The organism is Sphingomonas sp. BL-S-28 (genome assembly GCF_055521515.1).
Map to the genome: position 1 here is coordinate 2,178,688 of NZ_CM145484.1, position 23,313 is coordinate 2,202,000.

At 63.3% G+C, this 23,313-nt stretch carries 22 protein-coding genes and 1 pseudogene; 12 read left to right on the forward strand and 11 right to left on the reverse strand.

From position 1 onward, the window contains the following. Window positions 1-66 precede the first annotated feature (66 nt). The 8 genes from ACZ1JC_RS19050 to ACZ1JC_RS19085 all read left to right on the forward strand — a co-directional run bounded on the left by ACZ1JC_RS19050 (window position 67) and on the right by ACZ1JC_RS19085 (window position 8,369). On the forward strand, window positions 67-1,428 hold the full coding sequence (locus ACZ1JC_RS19050; RefSeq protein WP_465135388.1) for a hypothetical protein: 1,362 nt from the start codon (window positions 67-69) through the stop codon (window positions 1,426-1,428). Beyond that, entirely contained in the window at window positions 1,425-2,846 is a 1,422-nt protein-coding gene (locus ACZ1JC_RS19055; RefSeq protein ID WP_465135387.1) for an acyl-CoA reductase, read from the forward strand. The genes ACZ1JC_RS19050 and ACZ1JC_RS19055 overlap by 4 nt, the downstream gene beginning before the upstream one ends. Before the next feature lie 180 nt (window positions 2,847-3,026). After that, a complete protein-coding gene (locus ACZ1JC_RS19060; protein WP_465135386.1) occupies window positions 3,027-3,827 on the forward strand; it encodes an acid phosphatase in 801 nt (266 codons plus the stop codon). A 105-nt stretch (window positions 3,828-3,932) separates the two neighbouring features. Beyond that, window positions 3,933-4,163 carry a biotin/lipoyl-containing protein gene (locus tag ACZ1JC_RS19065; protein WP_395394710.1) on the forward strand — a complete coding sequence of 77 codons (231 nt, stop codon included), beginning with the start codon at window positions 3,933-3,935 and terminating at the stop codon, window positions 4,161-4,163. Between the two features lie 78 nt (window positions 4,164-4,241). Further along, window positions 4,242-4,784 (forward strand): peroxiredoxin, encoded by a 543-nt coding sequence (locus ACZ1JC_RS19070; protein WP_465135385.1) that lies wholly within the window; start codon window positions 4,242-4,244, stop codon window positions 4,782-4,784. A 150-nt stretch (window positions 4,785-4,934) separates the two neighbouring features. Continuing rightward, a complete protein-coding gene (prfB, locus tag ACZ1JC_RS19075; RefSeq protein ID WP_465135384.1) occupies window positions 4,935-6,062 on the forward strand; it encodes a peptide chain release factor 2 in 1,128 nt (375 codons plus the stop codon). A gap of 79 nt (window positions 6,063-6,141) precedes the next feature. Next, complete coding sequence (locus tag ACZ1JC_RS19080) at window positions 6,142-6,891, forward strand: class I SAM-dependent methyltransferase (protein ID WP_465135383.1); 750 nt, start codon at window positions 6,142-6,144, stop codon at window positions 6,889-6,891. 71 nt (window positions 6,892-6,962) lie between these two features. Beyond that, entirely contained in the window at window positions 6,963-8,369 is a 1,407-nt protein-coding gene (locus ACZ1JC_RS19085; protein WP_465135382.1) for an NAD(P)H-dependent flavin oxidoreductase, read from the forward strand. An 81-nt stretch (window positions 8,370-8,450) separates the two neighbouring features. On the opposite strand, the pseudogene ACZ1JC_RS19090 reads toward ACZ1JC_RS19085, so the two are convergent. The 9 genes and pseudogenes from ACZ1JC_RS19090 to miaA form a co-directional block, all read right to left on the reverse strand. Continuing rightward, window positions 8,451-9,309: pseudogene (locus ACZ1JC_RS19090) on the reverse strand (GGDEF domain-containing protein). Window positions 9,310-9,493: 184 nt separating this feature from the next. Then, a complete protein-coding gene (leuA, locus tag ACZ1JC_RS19095) occupies window positions 9,494-11,167 on the reverse strand; it encodes a 2-isopropylmalate synthase (RefSeq protein WP_465135380.1) in 1,674 nt (557 codons plus the stop codon). Window positions 11,168-11,435: 268 nt separating this feature from the next. Beyond that, on the reverse strand, window positions 11,436-12,059 hold the full coding sequence (locus ACZ1JC_RS19100) for a TMEM175 family protein (protein ID WP_465135379.1): 624 nt from the start codon (window positions 12,057-12,059) through the stop codon (window positions 11,436-11,438). Window positions 12,060-12,144: 85 nt separating this feature from the next. Further along, window positions 12,145-12,477 carry an I78 family peptidase inhibitor gene (locus ACZ1JC_RS19105; protein ID WP_465135378.1) on the reverse strand — a complete coding sequence of 111 codons (333 nt, stop codon included), beginning with the start codon at window positions 12,475-12,477 and terminating at the stop codon, window positions 12,145-12,147. A gap of 85 nt (window positions 12,478-12,562) precedes the next feature. Continuing rightward, entirely contained in the window at window positions 12,563-13,210 is a 648-nt protein-coding gene (locus ACZ1JC_RS19110) for a YceI family protein (RefSeq protein ID WP_465135377.1), read from the reverse strand. A 98-nt stretch (window positions 13,211-13,308) separates the two neighbouring features. Further along, a complete protein-coding gene (ilvC, locus tag ACZ1JC_RS19115) occupies window positions 13,309-14,328 on the reverse strand; it encodes a ketol-acid reductoisomerase (protein ID WP_465135376.1) in 1,020 nt (339 codons plus the stop codon). A 129-nt stretch (window positions 14,329-14,457) separates the two neighbouring features. Continuing rightward, window positions 14,458-14,976, reverse strand: a complete 519-nt coding sequence (gene ilvN, locus ACZ1JC_RS19120; protein ID WP_465135375.1) for an acetolactate synthase small subunit — start codon at window positions 14,974-14,976, stop codon at window positions 14,458-14,460. A 25-nt stretch (window positions 14,977-15,001) separates the two neighbouring features. Next, on the reverse strand, window positions 15,002-16,744 hold the full coding sequence (gene ilvB / locus ACZ1JC_RS19125; protein WP_465135374.1) for a biosynthetic-type acetolactate synthase large subunit: 1,743 nt from the start codon (window positions 16,742-16,744) through the stop codon (window positions 15,002-15,004). Window positions 16,745-16,960: 216 nt separating this feature from the next. Then, on the reverse strand, window positions 16,961-17,962 hold the full coding sequence (gene miaA, locus ACZ1JC_RS19130) for a tRNA (adenosine(37)-N6)-dimethylallyltransferase MiaA (RefSeq protein ID WP_465135373.1): 1,002 nt from the start codon (window positions 17,960-17,962) through the stop codon (window positions 16,961-16,963). Here miaA and serB point away from each other — a divergent pair. Together serB and ACZ1JC_RS19140 are read left to right on the forward strand one after the other, a co-directional pair. Then, window positions 17,955-18,839 (forward strand): phosphoserine phosphatase SerB, encoded by an 885-nt coding sequence (gene serB / locus ACZ1JC_RS19135; protein WP_465135372.1) that lies wholly within the window; start codon window positions 17,955-17,957, stop codon window positions 18,837-18,839. The genes miaA and serB overlap by 8 nt on opposite strands. Window positions 18,840-18,868: 29 nt before the next feature. Further along, window positions 18,869-19,525, forward strand: a complete 657-nt coding sequence (locus ACZ1JC_RS19140; RefSeq protein ID WP_465135371.1) for a DUF1345 domain-containing protein — start codon at window positions 18,869-18,871, stop codon at window positions 19,523-19,525. A 198-nt stretch (window positions 19,526-19,723) separates the two neighbouring features. Here the strand turns inward: ACZ1JC_RS19140 and ACZ1JC_RS19145 are convergent, their stop codons facing one another. Then, entirely contained in the window at window positions 19,724-20,047 is a 324-nt protein-coding gene (locus ACZ1JC_RS19145; RefSeq protein ID WP_465135370.1) for a hypothetical protein, read from the reverse strand. An 81-nt stretch (window positions 20,048-20,128) separates the two neighbouring features. Next, a complete protein-coding gene (gene purL / locus ACZ1JC_RS19150; protein ID WP_465135369.1) occupies window positions 20,129-22,288 on the reverse strand; it encodes a phosphoribosylformylglycinamidine synthase subunit PurL in 2,160 nt (719 codons plus the stop codon). A gap of 130 nt (window positions 22,289-22,418) precedes the next feature. Here purL and ACZ1JC_RS19155 point away from each other — a divergent pair, with 130 nt between their 5' ends. Further along, on the forward strand, window positions 22,419-22,937 hold the full coding sequence (locus tag ACZ1JC_RS19155) for a YbjN domain-containing protein (protein ID WP_465135368.1): 519 nt from the start codon (window positions 22,419-22,421) through the stop codon (window positions 22,935-22,937). A gap of 119 nt (window positions 22,938-23,056) precedes the next feature. Next, window positions 23,057-23,311: an exodeoxyribonuclease VII small subunit gene (locus ACZ1JC_RS19160; protein ID WP_395333483.1), complete on the forward strand. Its 255-nt coding sequence runs from the start codon at window positions 23,057-23,059 to the stop codon at window positions 23,309-23,311. Window positions 23,312-23,313 lie beyond the last annotated feature (2 nt).

Consider the following 23,313-nt stretch of genomic DNA (forward strand, 5'->3'; position numbering starts at 1 on the left):
CATTAATCGAGTCGAGGCCCGGCGTCCAGTCGCGACCTTTGGCCGGCAGGATTTGGGAGAGAACGAATGGGAGAAGCCGCCGACAAGCTTATGGCGCTGGTCGCCGATCCGCAGCGCTTCAGTTTCAGCGCGGAGGAACTGCGCGAAACGCAGGTCGCCGCGCTCGATGAGCGTTTTCAGGAGCGGAAGGACCGCATCAAGCTGCTGAGCCTGCGTGCCCGCGATGCCGGGATCGAGAAGATCGAATCCGTCGCGGACATGGTGCCGCTGCTGTTCCCGCACACCGCCTACAAGTCCTATCCCGAGAGCTTCCTGATGGAGGAGCGATGGGACAAGCTGACCAAGTGGCTCGGCACGATCTCGTCCTATCCGATCGACGGGCTGAACCTCGAAAACGTCGAAGGTATCGACGACTGGATCGAACGGCTGGCGGCGCTGGGCTACTTCATTTCCTGCTCCAGTGGCACCACCGGCAAGTCGGCCATGCTGATCGCCTCGCAGAAGGATATGGACTGGTCGAAGATCGATACGGTCAATGTCTTCGCCTGGGGATCGGGCGTGGTTCCGGCGCAGGACCGGGTGATCGTCGGCTGTGCGCCGGTCGCCACGGTGCCGAAGAACGCCACCATCGCGCAGGCGCAGTATGAGGCGTTTGCCGATCCTTCGGCGCCGCGCTGGCACTATCCGGTGCCGCCGATCACCGTGGGCTCGCTCACCTCGATGGTGGTCATGCGCAAGAAGATTGCCGAGGGCACCGCTCGCCCCGATGAGATCGCCGCTTTCGAGGAAACCTCCGCCGCGCGTGCCAAGGCCGTGGCCGATGCGATCCCGGCAACGGCGCAGTTCATCATCGAGAACCGCCATCGCAAGCTTCAGCTTTCCGGCCTGTGGAGCGGGTTGTGGCAGGTTGCCAAGGCCGTGCGCGATGCTGGCTATGGCCGCGCCGATTTCGATCCGGATAACTCGATCTATGTCGGCGGCGGGCTGAAGCGCGCGCAACTTCCTGATGATTATCAGGAATATGTGTTCGATACCTTCAACATTCCTGAAGATCGCCACTTCCAGAATTATTCGATGCAGGAACTGAATTCGGGCATGCCCAAGTGCCGCGAGGGCGGGCGTTATCACGTGCCGCCGTGGATCGTGCCGGTGCTGCTCGACAAGTCAGGTGACGCTGTAGTGGAGGGGGCCCTCGACCACACTTCAGGTGAAATGGAAGGTCGCGCCGCTTTCTTCGACCTCTCGCTCGATGGGCGCTGGGGCGGGGTGATTACCGGCGACCGGATCTCGCTCGATTACAGCCCCTGCACTTGCGGGAACCACGGTCCTTCGATCCGTGACAACATCGTTCGCTACGCGGATCTGGAAGGTGACGACAAGATCGGCTGCGCCGGCACGGTCGACGCTTATGTGCGAGGTGTGGCATGAACTCCATAACGCAACATTCTGAAACAGAAGAACTTGTTTCGGCTCCGTTCTTCCTGCGCGGTGAGGTGCTCCATGGCACTGACGTGATCCAGACATCGCGCGACCTTGGCGTGACGTTCGCGACACCTAAAATACCGTTCGATCGCGCGGTGCCGCCGCGCACCGAAGTGCCGCCGTTGCTCAATGTGCCCTTGGCGGAGATCATCGATTTCCTCGTCGAAACCGGCCAGCGTCTCGTCGCCTCCGACAACGACCATATGCAGGAATGCATCGAGCGGATGTGCCGCACGCACATCCTGCCGCGCGCCGTCGTCGAGAATACCGCGCGCCATGCTGCCGCCTATCTCGACAAGCGCGTGCTCATGGCGGAAGTGGAGCAGAACTTCCCCGATCCCCGCGTGCTCGACGAATGGGTGCCGAAGCAGGACTTCACCGGCCGCAAGAGCTTCGTGCGCGCTTTTGCGCCGCGTCTGATCCACGTGTTGCCGGGCAATTCGCCGGGCGTTGCCGTGAAGTCGGTGGCGCAGGGATCGATGGTGAAGGGCATCAACCTGTTCAAGATGAGCAGTGCCGACCCTTTCACCATGGTCGCGATCCTGCGGACTATGGCGGATATCGACGCGAACCACCCGATCGTGCGTTCGATGTCGGCCGTCTACTGGCGCGGCGGCGACGATGCGACCGAGCGCGTGCTCTATCGCCCGCAGTACTTCGACAAGATCGTCGCCTGGGGCGGGGGCGATGCGATCAACAATGTCATCAAGTACTTGGGCCCCGGTTTTCAGCTCGTTTCCTTCGATCCCAAGACCTCGATCTCGATGGTCGGGCGCGAAGGGCTGGTGGATGAGGAAACCGTCGATCGCGTGGCGGACCTTTGCTCCGCTGACGTCATGACGCTGAACCAGGAGGCCTGCGTCGCCAGCCGCTTCCAGTTCGTGGAAGGCAGCGAGGAGGAAGTGGACCGCTTCTGCGCCCGCCTGCACCACCACATCGCCCGCCGCGCGGCCGAAAGCGGGGACTTCCGCCCGCTCGACCGCGACATGCGCGAGGCGGTCGATACGATGATGCTGATGGACGATGACTATGGCGTCTGGGGGCGGACCGACGGCAAGGGACTTGTCATCCGGTCGGAGGAACCGGTCGATTTCCACCCGATCAACAAGACGGCCAATGTCGTGCGCGTGGATAGCCTCGATCAGGCGGTGAAGTGGATCAACGTCGCCACCCAGACGGTGGGCTTCTATCCCTTCGACCGCATGGCCGACTATCGCGACCGGCTGGCGGCCGGCGGCGCCCAGCGCGTGGTTCATCTGGGCGAGGCGGGCCCGTCGACCATCGGCAACCCGCACGATGCGATGTACCCGCTCCACCGCTTTGTTCACTGGATGGCGCACGAGGACGGCAAGGCGCCCGGCTGAGATAATTGGCGCGGGAATTGCCGGGGCGATACCGGCGCCATGCCCGGTGGCCCGCCGGCACGATCCTGCTATTCACGCTGAAAATGCGTGAATAGCAGGAAAGAGAGATCGGCAATGAAGGGCGCAAAGCTGGCAGCGAGTGTCTGCGGAGTGATCGCAATCGCGGCTGGGGCCGCGGGCATGGCCATAGGCCAAGCGCAAGTCGCGGCACCCGTACCCGCTCAAGGGCAGGCACCCGCTTCCCTGCCTGATGCCACCAAGGCGGCCATGGCGGAGATCATGCGCCACGGCAGCTATCTCCCGCGCGGCGGCGCGCCGAACAGCCTGCTCTACAATCCGGCACCGCCTGCGCCCGGCTCCGCAGCCAAGGCGCGTGACGAGGAGGCTGCGAAGGCCGCCATCGCCATGCAGGGAACGCCGCGCTGGGAACAGGCGAAGATCGATGCCGATCTCTTCACACCGAAAGTCACCGACACATTTTCCTGCGCCGCCGGCTTCCGCATCGGCGCAGACACCACGCCCAAGGTTCAGGCGCTGCTGCTCAAGGCGATGATGGACTTCGGACTTGCCAGCTATCCCACCAAGAACCGCTATCAGCGCGCGCGTCCGTTCATGGAAAACGGCAAGGCTACCTGCACACCCGATCAGGAGGCGATCCTGCGCAAGGATGGCTCCTACCCATCCGGCCATAGCGCCATCGGTTTCGGTATGGGGCTGATCCTTGCCGATCTGGTGCCCGATCGTGCCGGCGAACTGGTCGCGCGCGGCCGTTCCTTCGGGGAGAGCCGCAGGATCTGCAACGTCCACTGGTTGAGCGATATCGAGGAAGGGCGGATCGTTGCCGCCACCGTCTTCGCCCGTCTCAATGCGGAACCGGCTTTTGCGGCAGACGTGGCTGCCGCGCGTGCGGAACTGGCGGAAAAGCGTGCTTCTTTGCCCGTGCCGGACTGCGCGCGAGAAAACGCGGCACTGGCGATGTGATCGTACCGGCGAAACCTGCACGCGCCCGCACCGTCGGCCCTATGCCGGTGCGCGGGCGCGCGATAGGCAACGGACAAACATATTCGCAAAGGATCGAGAAAGACCATGGCCGTTGAAATCCTGCTCCCCAAGATCGGCTTCTCCATGCAGGAGGGACAGATCGCAGAGTGGCTCGCCAATGATGGGGACCAGGTTGCCGAAGGCCAGCCGCTGTTCTCTCTGGAAGCCGACAAGTCCACCAACGAGGTCGAGGCGCCTGCTTCGGGTACGCTCAAGATCGTTGCCGCCATCGGCGAGACTTACGAGGTCGGAACCGTCCTCGGCTACATCGAGTAAGCTGCGGTAAACGCATCCGATAATCGGAACAGGGAAGGGGGCTGGACAGGTTCCCTTCCGAGGTTCAGATTGCGCGCCATGCGCAAGACTCTTCCCGCCGTCGCCGCCGTTCTGGCCCTCGCTTTCTCCGCTGGTGCGGCCGATGCGGCGCTGCCGGTCGGTGCCAAGGCGCCCGCCTTTTCGACGCAGGGCGCGAAGGGCGGCAAGGTCATGTCGTTCGATCTCAAGGCGGCGCTGAAGAAAGGCCCGGTCGTCCTCTACTTCTACCCCAAGGCCTTCACGCAGGGCTGCACGCTGGAAGCGCACGCTTTCGCCGACGCGACCGAGGATTTCGCCAAGCTGGGCGCGACCGTGGTCGGCATGTCGAACGACGATCTGCCCACGCTACAGAAATTCTCGACCGAGGCCTGCCGGGATAAGTTCGCGGTGGCCGTCGCCTCGCCGGCGGTGATCAAGGCCTATGACGTCGCGCTGAAGCGCGAAGGCGCGCCTGCGGGCATGACCGACCGCACCAGTTATGTGATCGCGCAGGACGGAAAGATCGTGATGGTCCATTCCGATCTCGACTATCGTGACCATGTGAAGCTCACGCTTGAGGCGGTTAAGAAGCTGAAGGGCTGAGAGAGCCCTTCACGGCACTTGAACAGTACCCCCATCAGCGGGTAATAGCGCCGCTTTCCCGTGTCGTGCGCCGGTATCCGGCGTCGCGCGTGCTTTACTTACGTAGCCACTGCGCTATGCGCGGCGCTCGTTTCTTGGGAGTTTCAAGTCATGCGTGCCGAAGGGCAGGCCCACATTGCGCGTATCGAGAAGGCCCTCGCGCTGGTCCGCAAGTTCCTCGATTGGGACCGCGCTTTGCGCCGGTTCGACGAGCTGAACGCGCGCGTCGAAGATCCCACCCTGTGGGACAAGCCCAAGGAAGCCGAAGCGGTGATGAAGGAACGTCGCCGCCTTGAAGCCTCGATCGGCGCGGTGAACGAGATCAGCCGCGAGATGCAGGACGCCATCGAGTTCGTCGAACTGGGCGAGATGGAAGGCGACGAGGATACCATCAATGAAGGTATCGCGGCGCTGGCGGCATTGGCCGAGCGTGCCGATCACGACAAGGTGACCGCGCTGCTTTCGGGCGAGGCCGACGCCAACGACACCTACCTGGAAGTCCACGCCGGTGCCGGCGGCACCGAGAGCCAGGACTGGGCCGAAATGCTCCAGCGCATGTACACGCGCTGGGCGGAGCGTCACGGCTACAAGGTTGAGTTGGTGGACTATCACGCCGGTGAAGCCGCAGGCATCAAGAGCTGCACGCTGCTGATCAAGGGCGAGAACGCCTATGGCTATGCCAAGACCGAGAGCGGCGTGCACCGCCTGGTCCGCATCAGCCCCTATGACAGCTCGGCGCGCCGCCACACCAGCTTCTCGTCCGTCTGGGTATACCCGGTGATCGACGACAGCTTCGAGATCGACATCAATCCGGCCGACCTGAAGATCGATACCTATCGCGCTTCGGGTGCGGGTGGTCAGCACGTTAACACCACGGACTCGGCGGTGCGTATCACCCACGCGCCTTCGGGCATCGTCGTGGCGAGCCAGATCGACCGTTCGCAGCACAAGAACCGCGAAATCGCCATGGGCATGCTGAAGGCGCGCCTGTTCGAGGAAGAAATGCGCAAGCGCGAAGAAGCGGCGAGCGCGGAACATGCCTCGAAAAGCGATATCGGCTGGGGCCACCAGATCCGTTCCTACGTTCTTCAGCCCTATCAGCAGGTGAAGGACCTGCGCACCGGCGTGGTTTCCACTGCGCCGGGTGACGTGCTCGACGGCGCGCTCGACCCCTTCATGGCCGCCGCGCTTTCCCAGCGCGTGACGGGTGAAAAGGTCGAAGTCGAAGACGTCGACTGATCCGTAGCGGGACAGGCCCGGCGCTTGCGGCAGACTGTTTTGCCAAGCGCGGGCCGAACCGCTAAAGGGCCGCATGCGTTTGCCCCGTTCCCCTTTCGGTCGAACCGCTTCGCTGGCATTTTTGCTGGCGCTGGCGGCGTGCCACCAGAAGGCGCCTGATGACGGGCGGCCGGAGACAGCGCGCGCCTTTCCGGTAGCGGACCGGCCGGTCTCCAAGGCCAGCGACAGCGATTTCGGCAGCGAAATCCAGCGCGATTCCTTGCACGAAGCCGAAGTGGTGATGGATCTTGCCCGGATCACGCCGGGCATGACCGTCGCCGATATCGGCGCGGGTGAGGGGTATTACACGGTCCGCCTTGCCAAGCGGGTGGGCGCCAAGGGCAGGGTACTGGCCGAGGATATCGACCACGCCGCCAACGAACGCCTGGGTCAGCGCGTGCTGCGCGAACAGCTCGATAATGTGTCCATCAAGCTGGGCAAGATCGATGATCCCAGTCTGCCGGAAAACAGTTTCGATCGTATCTTCCTCGTTCACGTCTATCACGAAGTGAGCGAGCCATATGCCTTCCTCTGGCGGCTGTGGCCGGCGCTGCGGCCCGGCGGCAAGGTCGTGGTGGTGGAGGCAGATCGGTCGAGCGACAGGCATGGCATCCCGCCACAGCTGCTTTTCTGCGAATTTGGCGCAGTGGGCTTCCGCTTGACGGAATTTGTCCGTAAGCCGGAGCTTCAAGGCTATCTCGCACAGTTCGAAGCCACCGGGGAGCGGCCCGATCCGGCCAGTATCGTGCCGTGTCGACTATCCGGCAAATCCACGACGCAAAACAGGTGAGCGTCAGTCACACAGGGCGTATAAGGCAGGTCTGATCGACCCGCCGCGCCGGGGGAAAGTTGAAAGAGAAGATGGGTTTCAAGGGTCTCAAGCCGATTGTCTATGGTGGACGCGAAGTCTGGCCGCTCGTTGAGGGCGGCAAGGGTGTTGCCGCGACCAACCACATGAGCTCGGGCGCCTGGGCGGCGGCTGGCGGCATCGGCACCGTCAGTGCCGTCAATGCGGACAGCTATGATGCGGAAGGCAAGATCGTCCCCCAGATCTACCGCGCGCTCACCCGCAAGGAACGCCACCAGGAACTGATCGACTATGCCATCGACGGCGCGGTCGAACAGGTCCGCCGGGCCTATGAGATCTCGAACGGCAACGGCGCGATCAACATCAACGTGCTGTGGGAAATGGGCGGCGCGCAGGCCGTGCTGGAAGGCGTGCTGGAAAAGACCAAGGGTATGGTCGCCGGCGTCACCTGCGGCGCGGGCATGCCCTACAAGCTGTCAGAGATCGCGGCCCGCTTCAACGTCAACTACCTGCCGATCGTCAGCTCCGCCCGCGCGTTCCGCGCGCTGTGGAAGCGTGCGTATCACAAGGTTTCGGACCTGATGGCCGCCGTGGTCTATGAAGACCCCTGGCTGGCCGGTGGCCACAACGGCCTGTCGAACGCCGAAGATCCGCTGAAGCCGGAAGATCCGTACCCCCGCGTGAAGGCCCTGCGCGAAACCATGCGCGCCGAAGGCATTTCGGATGCGGTGCCGATCGTCATGGCCGGCGGCGTGTGGTTCCTGCGCGACTGGGAAAACTGGATCGACAATCCGGAACTCGGCTCTATCGCTTTCCAGTACGGCACGCGTCCGCTGCTGACCAAGGAAAGCCCGATCCCGATGGAGTGGAAGGAGCATCTGCGCACGCTGGAGCCCGGCGATGTGCTGCTTCATCGCTTCTCGCCGACCGGTTTCTATTCCTCGGCCGTGCGCAACCCGTTCCTGCGCAATCTGGAAGCCCGTTCGGAGCGCCAGATTCCCTACTCGAAGGTCGAAGCGGGCGAGCATACCGTGCGCCTTGACGTCGGCGTGAAGGGCAAGAACTTCTGGGTCGCGCCGAAGGATCTCGACCGTGCGCGTTCGTGGTCGGCACAGGGCTTCACCGATGGCCTGCGCACGCCGGACGACACGATCATCTTCGTGAACCCGGCCGAGCGTGACGAGATCCGTCAGGATCAGGCTGATTGCATGGGCTGCCTTTCGCACTGCGGTTTCTCGTCGTGGAAGGACCATGACGATTACACCACCGGCCGCCTTGCCGATCCGCGCAGCTTCTGCATCCAGAAGACCCTTCAGGACATCGCCCATGGCGGTCCGGTCGATCAGAACCTGATGTTCGCCGGCCACGCCGCGTACAAGTTCAAGCAGGACCCGTTCTATTCGAACGGCTTCACGCCCACCGTGAAGGAACTGGTCGACCGCATCCTGACGGGCGACTGAGTTCCGACCGGCACAGCTGGCAGATAAGAAAAGGGCGGCCCGATAGCCGCCCTTTTTTCATGTCCATTGGTGTGACTGATTTCAGCCGGCGATGCCGGTTCTGCTGTGATTGGCGCGGCAGATGCAATCCCGCCCCGCGCGTTTGGCATCATAGAGCGCCTGATCGGCGAGGTGGATGGCGTCTTCGATGTCGCCGCCGTCCCAGCGGCACAGCCCGGCCGAGAACGTGATCTGGCGGCCATCGACGTCACCGATGGGATCCTGACGCATTTGCGTGGCGATCCGGGAGAGGATCCAGTCGGCTTCTTCCTCAAGACTGTCGCGGAACAGGATCGCGAATTCCTCCCCGCCCCAACGCGCGACCGCGTCCACGCGGCGGATCTGGGCGGAAAGGCGATCGGCAAAGGCGCAGAGTACGCGGTCGCCCTGATCGTGGCCCAGGCGGTCGTTTACCTGCTTGAAGAAATCGATGTCGACGATGGCGACGCAGCCCTTGCGCTGCTCGGGCGCGAGGGCGGCGAGTTGGTCAAGGAAGCCGCGGCGATTGGCAATGCCGGTGAGCGGATCCTCAAGCGCCGCGAATGCTCAGGTCTTTCATCTGCGTGCTGGCGACCGTGGCGGCGCGGTGGACGCCGGCATAGAGCGTCTGGATCACATCGCCCACCTCGGTAAGCGGGGCAGGCTCTTCCTCGTTGCTGAGCGCGGCTGCCAATGCGTGGATTGGATTAAGCAGCGCGCCGATGCCGAACAAGGCCAACGCGGTGCCGGTGACGGTCGCCAGCGTGAGCAGCACGAATTCGGCCAGGGCGATGCGCCCAGTCGAAAATCCCCAGATGCAGTAACCGATCAACGGCAGATGCGTGGCGACGAAGCAGAGGGTGAAAAGCCTCAGTCGCAGGGAGCGGGGAAAGATGAAAGAGGTTGCAAGGTAGAACTGCATAGGCACCCGATAATGCTACGTTTTTCGGGGTAGGATGACAGCAGTTCTAAATGAAACCCCAAAAAACACGGTTAAGCCATGATTGCCAGACCAGCCGTGTAAGCCGCGTGGTCAGCCGTGCGGTTATGTCTCTTGGTAACGCGAATCGCCGGGGACGAAAGCCATCCCCGGCGTTCGGTGAATATCAGATTCGGGCTTCGTTGGCAGCGCTGAGCACGGCGCGGACGGAAGCCGTGGCCACATCCTCGTCGATACCCACGCCCCAGATGGTGCGCCCGTCCGGCGTCACGCATTCCACATAGGCGGCGGCGCGTGCGTCGGAGCTTTTGCCCATCGAATGCTCGGCATAGTCGCGCACTTCCAGGCTGACGCCGAAGCTTTCGGCCAGCGTTGCGGTGACCGAGGAGATCAACCCGTTGCCGCGCCCCGAAACGGTCTGTTCCTTGCCGTCCACGCCGATCTTGCCGGCGAAGACGCGGGTGCCGTCAGGCCGCTTGGCTTCCTCGTAATCGATCAGCGCGAAGTGCTGCGGATCATCGAGGCGGTAGGCCTGCTTGAACACTTCCCAGATGTCCGAAGCCTGCAGTTCGCGGCCCAGTTCGTCGGCCAGGTTCTGCACGTGCTTGGAGAAGTGCGCCTGCATGCGCTTGGGCAGCTTCAGGCCCTGATCCTGCTCGATCACCCAGGCGAAACCGCCCTTGCCGGACTGCGAGTTGACGCGGATCACCGCCTCGTAATCGCGGCCCAGATCGGCGGGGTCGATCGGCAGGTAGGGTACGGCCCAGAGTTCGTCGTTCCGCTTTTCCTGCGCGGCGAAGCCCTTCTTGATGGCGTCCTGATGGCTGCCGGAGAAGGCGGTGAAGACCAGTTCGCCGCCATAGGGATGGCGCTCTGCGACCTTCAGCTGGTTGCAGTACTCCACGGTCTGGATCACTTCGTCGATGTCCGAGAAGTCCAGGCCCGGGTTCACGCCCTGCGTATACATGTTCAGCGCCACGGTGACGAGGCAGCAGTTGCCGGTGCGCTCGCCATTGCCGAACAGGCAGCCTTCCACGCGGTCAGCGCCGGCCATCAGGCCCAGTTCGGCGGCGGCGACGCCGGTGCCGCGGTCGTTATGCGTGTGCAGCGAGATCACGGCGGATTCGCGGTTCGGCAGGTTGCGGCAGAAATACTCGATCTGGTCGGCGTAGACGTTGGGCGTGGCCGCTTCCACCGTTGCCGGCAGGTTCAGGATGATCGGGTTTTCTGGCGTGGGCTGCAGGATATCCATCACCGCTTCGCAAACCTCGATCGAGAAATCGAGTTCGGCGGTCGAGAACGTTTCGGGCGAGTATTCGAACTGCCACTTGGTCTGCGGATACTTGGCGGCCTGATCGCGCAGAATCTTGGCGCCGCTTGTGGCGATGCCCTTGATCTCGTGCGGCTCCATGCCGAACACCACGGTGCGCCACAGCGGCGATACCGCGTTGTAGAGGTGGACGATCGCCGAATGGACGCCGGCCAGGCTCTCGAAAGAGCGGCTGATCAGATCTTCGCGCGACTGGGTCAGCACCTGCACCAGCACGTCTTCGGGAATACGGTCGTTATCGACCAGTCCGCGAATGAAGTCGTATTCGGTGGCGCCGGCAGAGGGGAAGCCGACCTCGATTTCCTTGAGGCCCACTTTGACCAGCAGATCGAAGAAGCGGTTCTTCTTCTCCGCGCCCATCGGATCGATCAGCGCCTGATTGCCGTCGCGCAGGTCGGTAGAGAGCCAGCGCGGCGCCTTGGTGATGACCTGCGAGGGCCACTGGCGGTTCGGCAGGTCGATCTGCGGGAAAGGGCGGTACTTGACCGAAGGGTCTTGCAGCATGGTCATGGGTATTCTCGCTCGGATTTTCGTCTTCGTCGGGTGGGCCGATATTCCGGCCCGTTCTGGCAGGGTCCCCTTGAGCGCCGAGCGCGCCGCAGGACCGACGCGTCAACTCACGCCCAAGGGCGTGTAAGTCGCAGGGTAAGGCCAAGACGAAAGATCATGCGGGTGCCTATGCGCATTGAGTGGATGCTTGTAAAGCGAAAAGGCCCATCCTGTTGCGATCTATGGGGTTCGCGGCGCAACAAACTTGCCGGCAAACCCCGCAAGTTCGTCAGGCGGGCGGGTGGCGATCGAGGAACAGGCGGTCCAGCCCGCTCCACGGCAGCATCCAGAACACCGCGACCAGCGCCGCGCAGGCAACGCCCAGCCAGGGCGATACGAAAGTCAGCGGAATGCCAAGGGCGTAGACCGCCGCCGCGGCCAGTCCCTTGCGGTGCGACGCCTTGTGATAGCGGCGACTGGCCGAGGTTCGCGCGCCGGTGGCGGCGATCCGGCCCTGCAGCAGGACGTAGGCGAGCGCCGGCACCGTCATGGTAACCAGATAGAGCAGCGTCGCTTCGCGGCTGAAGTGATGCTCACCCAGATAGGCGGTGGAGAAGGGGATCAGTGACAGGGTGAACAGCAGCAGCATGTTCGCCCAAAGGAGTCCGCTCGTCACCACGCGGGCATGGCTGAGCAGGCGGTGATGGTTCACCCAGTAGATCGCGACGTAGGCATAGCTCAGCACATAGGCGATGAAGATCGGCCATAGCGGCCAGAGCGCCGAAAGCCCTTCGGTCACCGGGGTCTTCAGTTCCAGCACCATGATGGTGATGATGATCGCCAGAACGCCGTCGGAAAACGCCTCCACGCGCGTCAGGCTGTCTTCGCGTTCGATATCGTTGGCTTCGGTCATGCGGGCCCCTGCTGATCACCTGTCCTCATGCTTGGATGAGGCAGGGATCAGGATCAAGGTGCAGCGGCAGAGTTTGGCCCGGGAATCAGGTGCAGTTGAAGCCCTTGATCTTCCCGTCATCGCCCACCTGCACGTTCAGCCGCTCCGGCATGTAGTCCATCGTCACGGCCATGCCCGGCTTGATGACGCGCATCGGCTTGTCCCCGCGCGACCGGGTGATGGCGGCGATCACTTCGTCGCTGGCAGGCTGGCCGATATAGGCGGCGTACTGCTCGGCACCGCAATTGGGTTCCATTGAGGGCGGGGCTTCCGCCGGGGGCGTGGTTTCGGCCACTTTATCGTTCTTGGCGGTGGTGCAGGCGGAAAGGGCCATCAGGCCTGCGGTGAGGGCCATCATCGTGGTCGATTTGCGCATCATGCCATTCTCCCATCGGAATTTTGCCTGAAGGGAGAATGCTACAAAATGCCGCAACAGTCGATGACGGCCCGCACGGCGCGAAAAGTTACTGCTTTTCGAAGGCGGCGTTGATGACCAGCACCGTTTCGTCCGAGACCAGCGGCACGTACTTGGAAACGCCGAAATCCGAACGCTTGATCATCGCGCGAGCGAGGAAGCCGATGGAGTCCTTCTTGCTCATCGGGTTTGCGGCGGCGCCGAAGAAATGCGCCATGATCGTGATCGGCTTGCTGACGCCGTGGAGCGTCAGGGTACCGTCGATCGCCGCCGAGTCAGGCCCGCGCGGCGTGACCGAGGTGGCGACAAAGGTCGCGGTGGGGAACTTGGCGGCGTCCAGCCAGTCGGCGCTGACGAGTTCTTCGGAAAGCTTGGAACTGGTCGTCTGCACCGACGAGGTGGGGATGGTGACGCTGAGCTTGGTGGCGCCAAGGTTCTTGGGATCGAGCGTCATCGAGCCGCTGGCACCGGAGAAGGTGCCGGCGAAAGGCGAAATGCCCATGTGCGAGACGCTGAAGGTTACCTGCGTATGCGCGGGCTCAACCGCGTAAGTGCCGGCTTTCACATCGGCCGGAGTGCCGGCGCCGTGAAGCATTTCCATCCGGCCGCCGGGGCCACCGGGGCCGGGCTGGGCAATGACGGGGGCTGCGATAGCGGCTGCGACGGCAAGCGGGAACGCAATGAACGAAGGACGCATGGGCAACTCCCATTAAGGCAAAGAAAAAGGCGGCGCATTTCTGCGCCGCCTTCGCTTCACCGTCAAACGGGGAATTGCGTAACCGGATTAAAATCCGATCAGTTCTTTTCCTTGTCCACCAGCGCGTTGGCGCCGATCCAGGGCATCATGGCGCGCAGCTTCGAGCCGGTTTCCTCGATCGGGTGACGCTTGGCGGCGATGCGCGAAGCCTTCAGTTCCGGCTGGCCGGCGCGGTTGTCCAGCACGAAGTCCTTCACGAAGCGGCCCGACTGGATATCTTCCAGAACGCGCTTCATTTCCTTCTTGGTTTCTTCGGTGATGATGCGCGGACCGGTCTTGATGTCGCCGTATTCGGCGGTGTTCGAGATCGAGTAGCGCATGTTGGCGATGCCGCCTTCATACATCAGGTCGACGATCAGCTTCAGCTCGTGGAGGCATTCGAAGTAGGCCATTTCCGGCGCGTAGCCGGCTTCCACCAGCGTTTCGAAGCCAGCCTGGACCAGCGCGGTGGTGCCGCCGCAGAGCACGGCCTGCTCACCGAACAGGTCGGTTTCGCATTCCTCGCGGAAGTTGGTTTCGATGATGCCCGAACGGCCGCCGCCGACGCCCGAAGCGTAGGCCAGAGCCACGTCCTGCGCGTTGCCGGTCACGTCCTGGTGGATCGCGACGAGGCAGGGCACGCCGCCGCCCTTCACGTATTCGCCGCGAACGGTGTGGCCCGGGCCCTTCGGCGCGATCATGATCACGTCGATGTCGGCGCGGGGCTCGATCAGGCCGAAGTGGACGTTCAGGCCGTGGGCGAAGGCCAGCGCCGCGCCGGGCTTCAGGTTCTCATGAATGTCGGCGGCGTAGATCGCGGCCTGATGCTCGTCGGGGGCGAGGATCATGAGAACGTCGGCCCATGCGGCCGCTTCGGCGTTGGCGAGCACCTTGAAGCCGGCGCCTTCAGCCTTCTTGGCAGAGGGCGAACCCGGACGCAGCGCGATGGCCACTTCCTTGACGCCCGAATCGCGCAGGTTCTGCGCGTGGGCGTGGCCCTGGCTGCCGTAGCCGAGGATCGCGACCTTCTTGCTGGTGATCAGGTTGATGTCGCAATCGGCGTCGTAATAGACCTTCATCGTACTATCCTTTCGAGGACCCGGCCCCTCGATCGCTTGAGAGGCTGGGCCGGATTTGGGGTGCGCCTTGCAGCGCGTGGTTCAATTCCAGCGCCCAAGTCTTTCAGGGGCTGGAGGTATGGGTTTCCGTCAGGCGCCTTCGGGCCCACGGATCATGGCGACGATGCCGGTGCGGCCGACCTCGACAAGGCCGAGTTCGCGCATCAGCGCCACGAAACTGTCGATCTTGTCCGGTGCGCCGGTCAGTTCGAAAATGAAGCTGCTGGTGGTGGTGTCCACCGGGCGGGCGCGGAACACGTCGGCGATGCGCAGGGCTTCCACCCGCTTTTCGCCCACGCCCGTCACCTTGATCAGTGCCAGTTCGCGCTGCACGTAAGGGCCGACTTCGGTAAGATCGGTCACCTTGTGCACCGGCACCAGACGCTCAAGCTGGGCGTGGATCTGGTCGATCTGGCTGGGCGGGCCGTGCGTCACGATGGTGATGCGGCTTACCGAGTGGTTCTCGGTAATGTCGGCCACGGTCAGGCTGTCGATGTTGTAGCCGCGCGCGGTGAACAGGCCCGCGATCTTGGCGAGAATGCCGGCCTCGTTGTCGACCGTCACGGTCAGGACGTGCCGTTCCTCGGCTTCGTGCTTGATATGCATCATGATTTTTCTCTGATCTCTCGCGGTCTCAGACCAGCGCCTTGGCGGCATCGTCCATCGTGCCGGCGACGGTATCGCCGTAGAGGATCATTTCGACATGCGATGCGCCCGAGGGGATCATCGGGAAGCAGTTGGATTCCTTGGCGACCAGGCAATCGACGATGACGGGGCCGTCGTAGTCGATCATCGCCTGGATGCCGGCATCGAGTTCGCTCTCGTTCTCGATGCGGATACCCTTCCAGCCGTATGCCTCGGCCAGCTTCACGAAGTCCGGCAGGCTGTCCGAATAGGACTGCGAGTAGCGGCTCTCATAAGTGAGTTCCTGCCACTGGCGGACCATGCCCATCCACTCGTTGTTGAGGATGAAGATCTTCACCGGCAGGCGATACTGCGTGGCGGTGCCCAGTTCCTGGATGTTCATCTGGATCGAGGCATCGCCGGCGATATCGACGACGAGGCTGTCCGGATTGCCAAGCTGCGCGCCGATCGCGGCAGGCAGGCCATAGCCCATCGTGCCGAGACCGCCCGAGGTCAGCCACTTGTTCGGACCGAAGAAGTGGAAGTGCTGGGCCGCCCACATCTGATGCTGGCCCACCTCGGTCGAGATGATCGGATCCTTGTCCTTGCTCAGTTCGAACAGGCGCTGGATCGCGAGCTGCGGCATGATCGCGTTGCGATTCTCCGGGAAGGAGAGGCTCTTCTTCTCACGCCACGTTTCGACACGCGCCTTCCACGGCGCCAGATCCTGCGGCTTGCGGTTGCCCCACAGCTCAAGGATCTGCGCCAGAACGGTCGCGCAGTCGCCGATGATCGGCAGGTCGACGCGCACGGTCTTGTTGATAGAGGCGCGGTCGATGTCGATGTGGATCTTCTTCGAATTCGGCGCGAATGCGTCGAGGCGGCCGGTCACGCGGTCATCGAAACGCGCGCCGACGCAGATCACGAGATCGGCCTGGTTCATCGCCAGATTGGCTTCGTAGGTGCCGTGCATGCCCAGCATACCCAGCCAGTCGGCATGGTCGGCCGGGAAGGCGCCAAGGCCCATCAGCGTGGAGGTAACCGGCGCGCCGGTCTTTTCCTGAAGCTCACGCAGCAGCGCAGTGGCGCGCGGGCCGGAGTTGATGACGCCGCCGCCGGTGTAGAGCACCGGAGCCTTGGCCCTGGCGATCATCTCGACCGCTTCGGCGATTTCGTCGCTCGTGCCTTCGGTGCGCGGATCGTAGCGCTTGCGCCGCTGGACCGGGCCTTCGTGCCACGGGGCCATCGCGATCTGCACGTCCTTGGGAATATCGATCAGCACCGGGCCGGGGCGGCCGGTGGTGGCGATTTCGAACGCCTCGTCGATGATCGCGGCAAGGTCTGCCGGATCCTTCACGAGATAGTTGTGCTTGGTGCAGTGGCGCGAGATGCCGACGGTATCGGCTTCCTGGAACGCGTCCGAACCGATCAGCCCGGTGGGGACCTGTCCGGTAATGACGACCAGCGGAATCGAATCCATGAAGGCATCGGCAATGCCGGTGACGGCATTGGTCGCGCCCGGGCCGGACGTGACCAGCACGACGCCGGGCTTGCCGGTCGAACGCGCATAACCCTCGGCCGCGTGAGCCGCACCAGCCTCGTGACGCACGAGGATGTGCCTAAGTCGCTCGTCACCGAAGAGGGCATCGTAGATCGGTAGCACGGCGCCGCCAGGGTAACCGAATACGAATTCGACTCCCTGCTTGACCAGGCTTTCGACCAGGATGTTCGCGCCGCTGCGCTCTTCAGTCACAATACGTTCCTTTACGACTCTCGGCAGACCCCGGGGGTAGGGCGCCTTCGAATGTTGCGGCTCGATACGCTCTTTGCCGCATGACACAACACTTAGTACGCCGTTTCGCGCACTATAATGAAACCGACCCGACACGACGGACGCCGTGCCGGGTCTCCCTCTCCTCCTGCATCACTTCCACGGCAGGACGATGCGGGCTCTAGGGGGACGAAAATGTTACGTCAACCCCATAACCTGAAATAATCTATCTTCAAGAGTTTTTTGATCGAAATTTTCGTACTCAAGCCTGACCCATTCTTGCGGGGGCTGGTGACGGAGCCAGGTGAACTGACGCTTGGCGTAATTGCGGGTCGCTTGAGAGCCGCGGGCGATGGCGTCATCCAGGCTCCATTCCTCGCGCACGACTCCTGCCAGTTCGGGCACGCCGATAGCGCGCATGACCGGCAGGTCTGGATCGAGATTGCGGGCCAGCAGAGCCTCCACTTCGCCCAGCGCGCCGCGTTCGATCATGCGTTCGAAGCGCAAGTCGCAGCGGCGATAGAGCGCCTGCCGTTCGGGCAGGAGCACGACCGGGAACAGGCCGAGGGTGTGACCGATCCCACCGGTCAGTTCCGCCTGCCAGTGCGCAAGCGGCTTTCCGGTGGAGCGGACGACTTCAAGCGCGCGCGCGATACGGGCCGAGTCGGCAGGGGCGAGGCGGGCGGCGCGTTCCGGGTCTTCGATCTGGAGCGCGGCATAGGCTTCGGACACGGGCAGGGCGCGCGCGGCCTCCCGCACGGCCGCGTCGATTTCCGGCACCGGGGCGATGCCGTCCAGCAGGGTGCGGATATAGAGGCCAGTGCCGCCGACCAGGATCGGCACCGCGCCTTCGGCATGGATTGCGGCGATGGTTTCGCGCGCCGCCTTGGCCCAGTCGGCGGCGGAACAGCTGGTTGCGCCGTCCCACGCGCCGAACAGGCGATGTTCGATCCCGCCCATTTCATCGGGCAAAGGGCGGGCGCTCAGGACCGCCAGATCGGCATAGACCTGGGAACTGTCGGCATTGACCACGACGGCGCGACGACCGCGCCGTTCTAGCTCTTGGCCTAGCCGGACGGCACAATCGCTCTTGCCGCTCGCGGTTGGCCCTGCGATTAGCGCGAGCGGTGGCCTGCTGTCGTCGGCAGGCCTGCCAGTGGAATTTTCATACGCAGCTTCAAGGGAATTCGCAGTGCTCATTGCGCGGCTGATAGCAGAACCGGACCACCTCTCGGCAAGAATCGATGCGGCCCGTGCCGAAATGAAAGAGAGCGGCGTGCGGCTCGCTTCGGCGGAGATGCTCGATTTCTGCGAACAGACGATGCAGATCGCCTCTCCGGACAGCGATGCCGCGGCACTGCGCAAGGCGCTGGATGACCATTTCGCGCCGACCGACGGCCTTGTCTGCGATCATGAGCCGGTGATCCCCGGCCTGTTCATCTCCGACATGGATTCGACCATGATCGGGCAGGAATGCATCGATGAACTGGGCGACTTCGCCGGTCTGAAGGAGCGCATTGCCGACATCACCGAGCGGGCGATGCAGGGCGAGCTCGATTTCGAACAGGCGCTGCGTGAGCGTGTCGGCCTGCTCAAGGGCCTTTCGGTCGATGCGATCGAGGAATGCCTTGCCAGTCGCATCCGCCCGATGCCGGGTGCACGCACGCTGGTGGAGACGTTGAAGAAGTTCGGCTGCCGCACCGTGCTGGTGACCGGCGGCTTCCATCACTTCGCCGATCCGGTCGCGGCTTCGCTGGGCTTCGAATATGTCGTCGGCAACCGTCTGGCGGTCGAGGATGGCAAGCTGACGGGCGGGCTCGATGGCCCGATCGTCGACAGCACCGTCAAGAAGGCGACGCTGCTCGCCGAGATCGAGATGCTGGGCGGCGATGTCACCAGCCTTGCCACCGGTGACGGCGCCAACGATATTCCGATGCTGGAAGCGGCGACTTACGGCATTGCCTATCACGCCAAGCCCAAGGCGCGTGCGGCGGCCAATGGCTGGATCGACCGGGGCGACCTGACCAGCGTGTTGCGTCTGCTGGGTATTGACGAGCAGGAGTGGGTTCGGGTCTGATCCGGCCATAGATAAGCGGGGGAATGCGAATGGCCGGTGAGCGGGATACGATCTTCAGCCGGCTGTCGCACCCCCGCTATCTGTTGTTTCTGGGCGTGATGGCGATATCGGTCGTTCCGCTGCTTTCGTTGGCGCCAGCCGTAGAGGCGATAGTCACGGCGTTCGACCTTGGCGTGATTGCCTTCGTATTGTCTTGCGTGCCGCTCTGGCGCCACGGAAATGCCGATATCATGCGTCGGCAGGCCAGGCGGGACGATGCCGGCCAGATCATGCTGCTGATGCTGACGGCGGTGATCACTTCCGTGATCCTTGCCGCGCTGGGTACGCTGGTTCTCGACAACAAGAGCCTGAAGGCGGGCGAGATCGCGCTGCTGGTCGTGACGCTGCTGTCCTGCTGGACGTTCGTCAATCTGATCTACGCCTTCCACTATGCGCGGCTCTACTACTCGTCACGCGCTGGCGGGGATCATGAGGGGCTGGATTTTCCCGGCGACTGCGTGCCGGACTTTTCCGATTTCGTGAACTTTGCCTTCGTGATCGGCATGACCTGCCAGACTGCCGATATCGAGATCACGCAAACGAGCGTGCGGCGCGTGTCCACGTTTCACGGGTTGTTCGCGTTTGCATTCAACCTTGGCATTCTGGCGCTGACGGTGAATGTGCTGGCGTCGTCCACCGGCGGGTGAATTCGCGGCGGAATTGCGGATCGATCGGCAATTGGCTGCGCGTCACAACATGTCGTCGCCGCGAAGGCGGGGCCCCCGCTTCCTTTCCTCCTTGCCGCGAAGAACAAGCGGGATCCCCGCCTTCGCGGGGATGACGGAGTGTTTTATTGGCGGGGAGGTCGGTGGGGAGTGGGGACGTATACGCTTTACGAACGCTGCCTAGCGCAGTTCCTTGCGGATCATCAGCTTCAGGCCGGACCACACCGCGTCCACCGCGCAGACTTTCACATCCACCCAGCCCATCGGCAGGCAGACTTCGCGGATCGTATCCTCGGTGATGTCGGTGGGGACCTTGGATGCCTTCTTGGGCCAACTCACCCAGACGAAACCGTCCGGGGCAATCGTGCGGCGCAAACCGGAGAGCAGGCTCTCCATCTCGGCGTGACTTGTCGTGAAAATGTGCGCGGCCTGCAGGCCCGGCGAAGGCTCGGGCAGAATCCGAAGCCCGGCCTCACCGATGTCCACGAACACGCTCTCGGGCATGTCGTGAAACCAGACGGTGAGGCGGGCTTCAGCGATAGTTTCTGGGCCAGCGGAGTACTGGAGTATCCCGCTGGCACCGGATCAGGCTTCCATCCAGTCCTTGAAGAAGGCTTCGTTGGCCTGCTTCAGGGCGGCGATTTCGACGCCGGCAACCTTGGTGCCGCCGACAGTGCCGATCTTCACCGCGCCGGGCAGGGCGGTGCCGGCCTTGGCCGTGACGACGTAACGCGACTGGTCTTCGCCGAAGGCTTCCGCCGTGGTCAGCGCGGCGTCGAGTTCGACGCCAAGACCGCTGGCCAGCGCCATTTCGGCCAGCGCGACGAGCAGGCCGCCATCGCTGACGTCGTGCACGGCGGTGACCTTGCCGGCCGCGATCCAGTCGCGGATCGAGGCGCCGTTCTCGGCTTCGATCTTGAGGTCGACCTTCGGCGCGTCACCGGCTTCCTGACCGGCGATCTCGCGCAGCCAGATCGACTGGCCGAGGTGCGAACCCTTGCTGCCGAGCAGGAAGACGTCGTCGCCGGCGTTCTTGAACGCGACGGTCGCCATCTTCTCATGGTCGGCCAGCAGGCCTACGCCGCCAATGGCAGGGGTCGGCAGGATCGCCGAGCCGCCGCCGGTCGCCTTCGACTCGTTGTAGAGCGAGACGTTGCCCGAAACGATCGGATAGTCGAGCGCGCGGCAGGCATCGCCCATGCCGTTCAGGCAGCCGACGATCTGCGCCATGATTTCAGGGCGCTGCGGGTTCGCGAAGTTCAGGCAGTTGGTGATGGCGAGCGGAAGGCCGCCGACTGCGCTGATGTTGCGATAGGTTTCGGCCACGGCCTGCTTGCCGCCCTCGTAGGGATCGGCATAGCAATAGCGGGGCGAGCAGTCGGTGCTGATCGCCAGCGCCTTTGGCGTATTGTGGATGCGCACCACGGCCGCGTCGCCGCCGGACTTCTGCATCGTGTCGCCGCCGACCTGGCTGTCGTACTGCTCCCAGATCCATTTGCGCGAAGCGAGGTCGACCGTGCCCATCAGCTTGAGCAGGTCGGCGCCCACGTCGGCGCTTTCCGCCACGTCGCCCATAGCCGGAACCTTGGCCCAGGCCTTGTATTCCTCAGGCGTGACGTAGGGGCGCTCGTATTCCGGTGCATCGTCGGCCAGCGGGCCCAGCGGAATGTCGCAGACCACTTCGCCGTTGAATTCCAGAACCATGTGGCCGGTATCGGTCACTTCGCCGATTACGGCGAAATCGAGTTCCCACTTCTTGAAGATCGCCTCGGCCATGGCTTCCTTGCCGGGCTGAAGCACCATGAGCATGCGCTCCTGGCTTTCCGAGAGCATCATCTCGTAAGGCGTCATCGCCTCTTCGCGGCAGGGCACGTTGTTCATGTTCAGGCGAATGCCAGCGCCGCCCTTGCTGGCCATTTCGACCGACGAGGAGGTGAGACCGGCAGCACCCATGTCCTGGATCGCGACGATGGCGTCGGTGGCCATGAGTTCGAGGCAGGCCTCGATCAGCAGCTTTTCGGTGAAGGGGTCGCCCACCTGCACGGTCGGGCGCTTCTCGTCCGAATTCTCGTCGAAGTCGGCCGAGGCCATGGTGGCGCCGTGGATGCCGTCGCGGCCGGTCTTCGAACCGACGTAGACGATCGGGTTACCCAGACCCGTGGCGGCCGAGTAGAAGATCTTGTCCGTCTCGGCGACGCCCACGGTCATGGCGTTGACGAGGATGTTGCCGTCATACGCCTTGTGGAAGTTGGTTTCGCCGCCGACGGTGGGCACGCCCACGCAGTTGCCGTAGGAGCCGATGCCCTCGACCACGCCCTGCACAAGGTGCTTCATCTTCGGGTGATCGGGGCGGCCAAAGCGCAGCGCGTTCATGTTGGCGACCGGGCGGGCGCCCATGGTGAAGACGTCGCGCAGAATGCCGCCGACGCCGGTGGCCGCGCCCTGGAAAGGCTCGATGTAGCTGGGGTGGTTGTGGCTTTCCATCTTGAAGATGGCAGCCTGTCCATCGCCGATGTCGATCACGCCGGCGTTCTCACCCGGGCCGCAGATGACCCAGGGGGCCTTGGTCGGCAGCTTCTTCAGGTGGAAGCGGCTCGACTTGTACGAGCAATGCTCCGACCACATGACCGAGAAGATGCCGAGTTCGACAAGGTTCGGCTCTCGACCAAGGGCGTTCAGAACGCGCTCGTATTCTTCGGGATTGAGGCCATGCGCCTCGACGACGTCAGGGGTGATTCCGCTCATGCGAGGCGCCTTAGCCATGTCCGTCGCAGAGCGCTAGACGGCACGGACCCTGACATCAACTTTCACTTTCGGGCGCAGGGGCGATGTGTCACACGAAGGATAGCGATTGTCCGAATGATTCAGGGGATTTATGCGGAAAATCTTTGCAGCTCTCGTCATGGTATACGGGCTGGTGGCCGCAGGCACCGCGCAGGCGGCGCAGGCCCCGGCTGACGCGAAGGCCGAGACGCAGATGGTCACTGCCAAGTCTCCGGACAGCATCGTGAAGGCACTGCAGGATGCCGGATACCGCGCGCAACTGTCGAAGGATTCGACCGGAGACCCGCTGATCAAAAGCGCGTCTTCAGGATCGAACTTCACGATCATGTTCTACGGCTGCACCGAAGGCGCCGATTGCACCAGCGTGCAGTTCTATGCCGGATGGACCGAGGCGACGCATTGCACCCTCGATACGATGAACACCTTCGCCCAGAAGTACCGCTTCGTCACGCCGCTGGTGGATAGCGACAAGGACTGCGTGATCCAGTACGACCTCGATCTGGACGAGGGCGGGATGAGCCAGGCGCTGTTCCTGGATACGCTGGAATTCTGGACCGATACGATGTCCACCTTCAAGACCTACATTTACCAGGAAGAGCCAGCGCAATAGCGCGAAAATAGGGTGTTTCCCGGTAGCGAGCCGCCGCTTCCGGCAACCATCGGCAAGGAAACCGGAAAAGCGCGGATTGCTCCCTTGACCGTGTGATGCGGCAGGGCCATTGCTGGGCGATGGTCGAAGATACAGAAACCATCGAAAGCCTGAGCTTCGAAGACGCGCTGCGCGAGCTTGAGGGTATCGTGCGGCGCCTTGAAAGCGGCGACGTGCCGCTTGAGGATTCGATCACGCTTTACGAAAAGGGCGAGCGGTTGCGGCAGCACTGTCAGAAGCGGCTCGACGCCGCGCAGGCCCGTATCGAGCGAATCGTTGCAGGGCCCGACGGTGTGCCGACCGGCGTTCAGCCGTTCGACGCGGCGGATCGCTGATA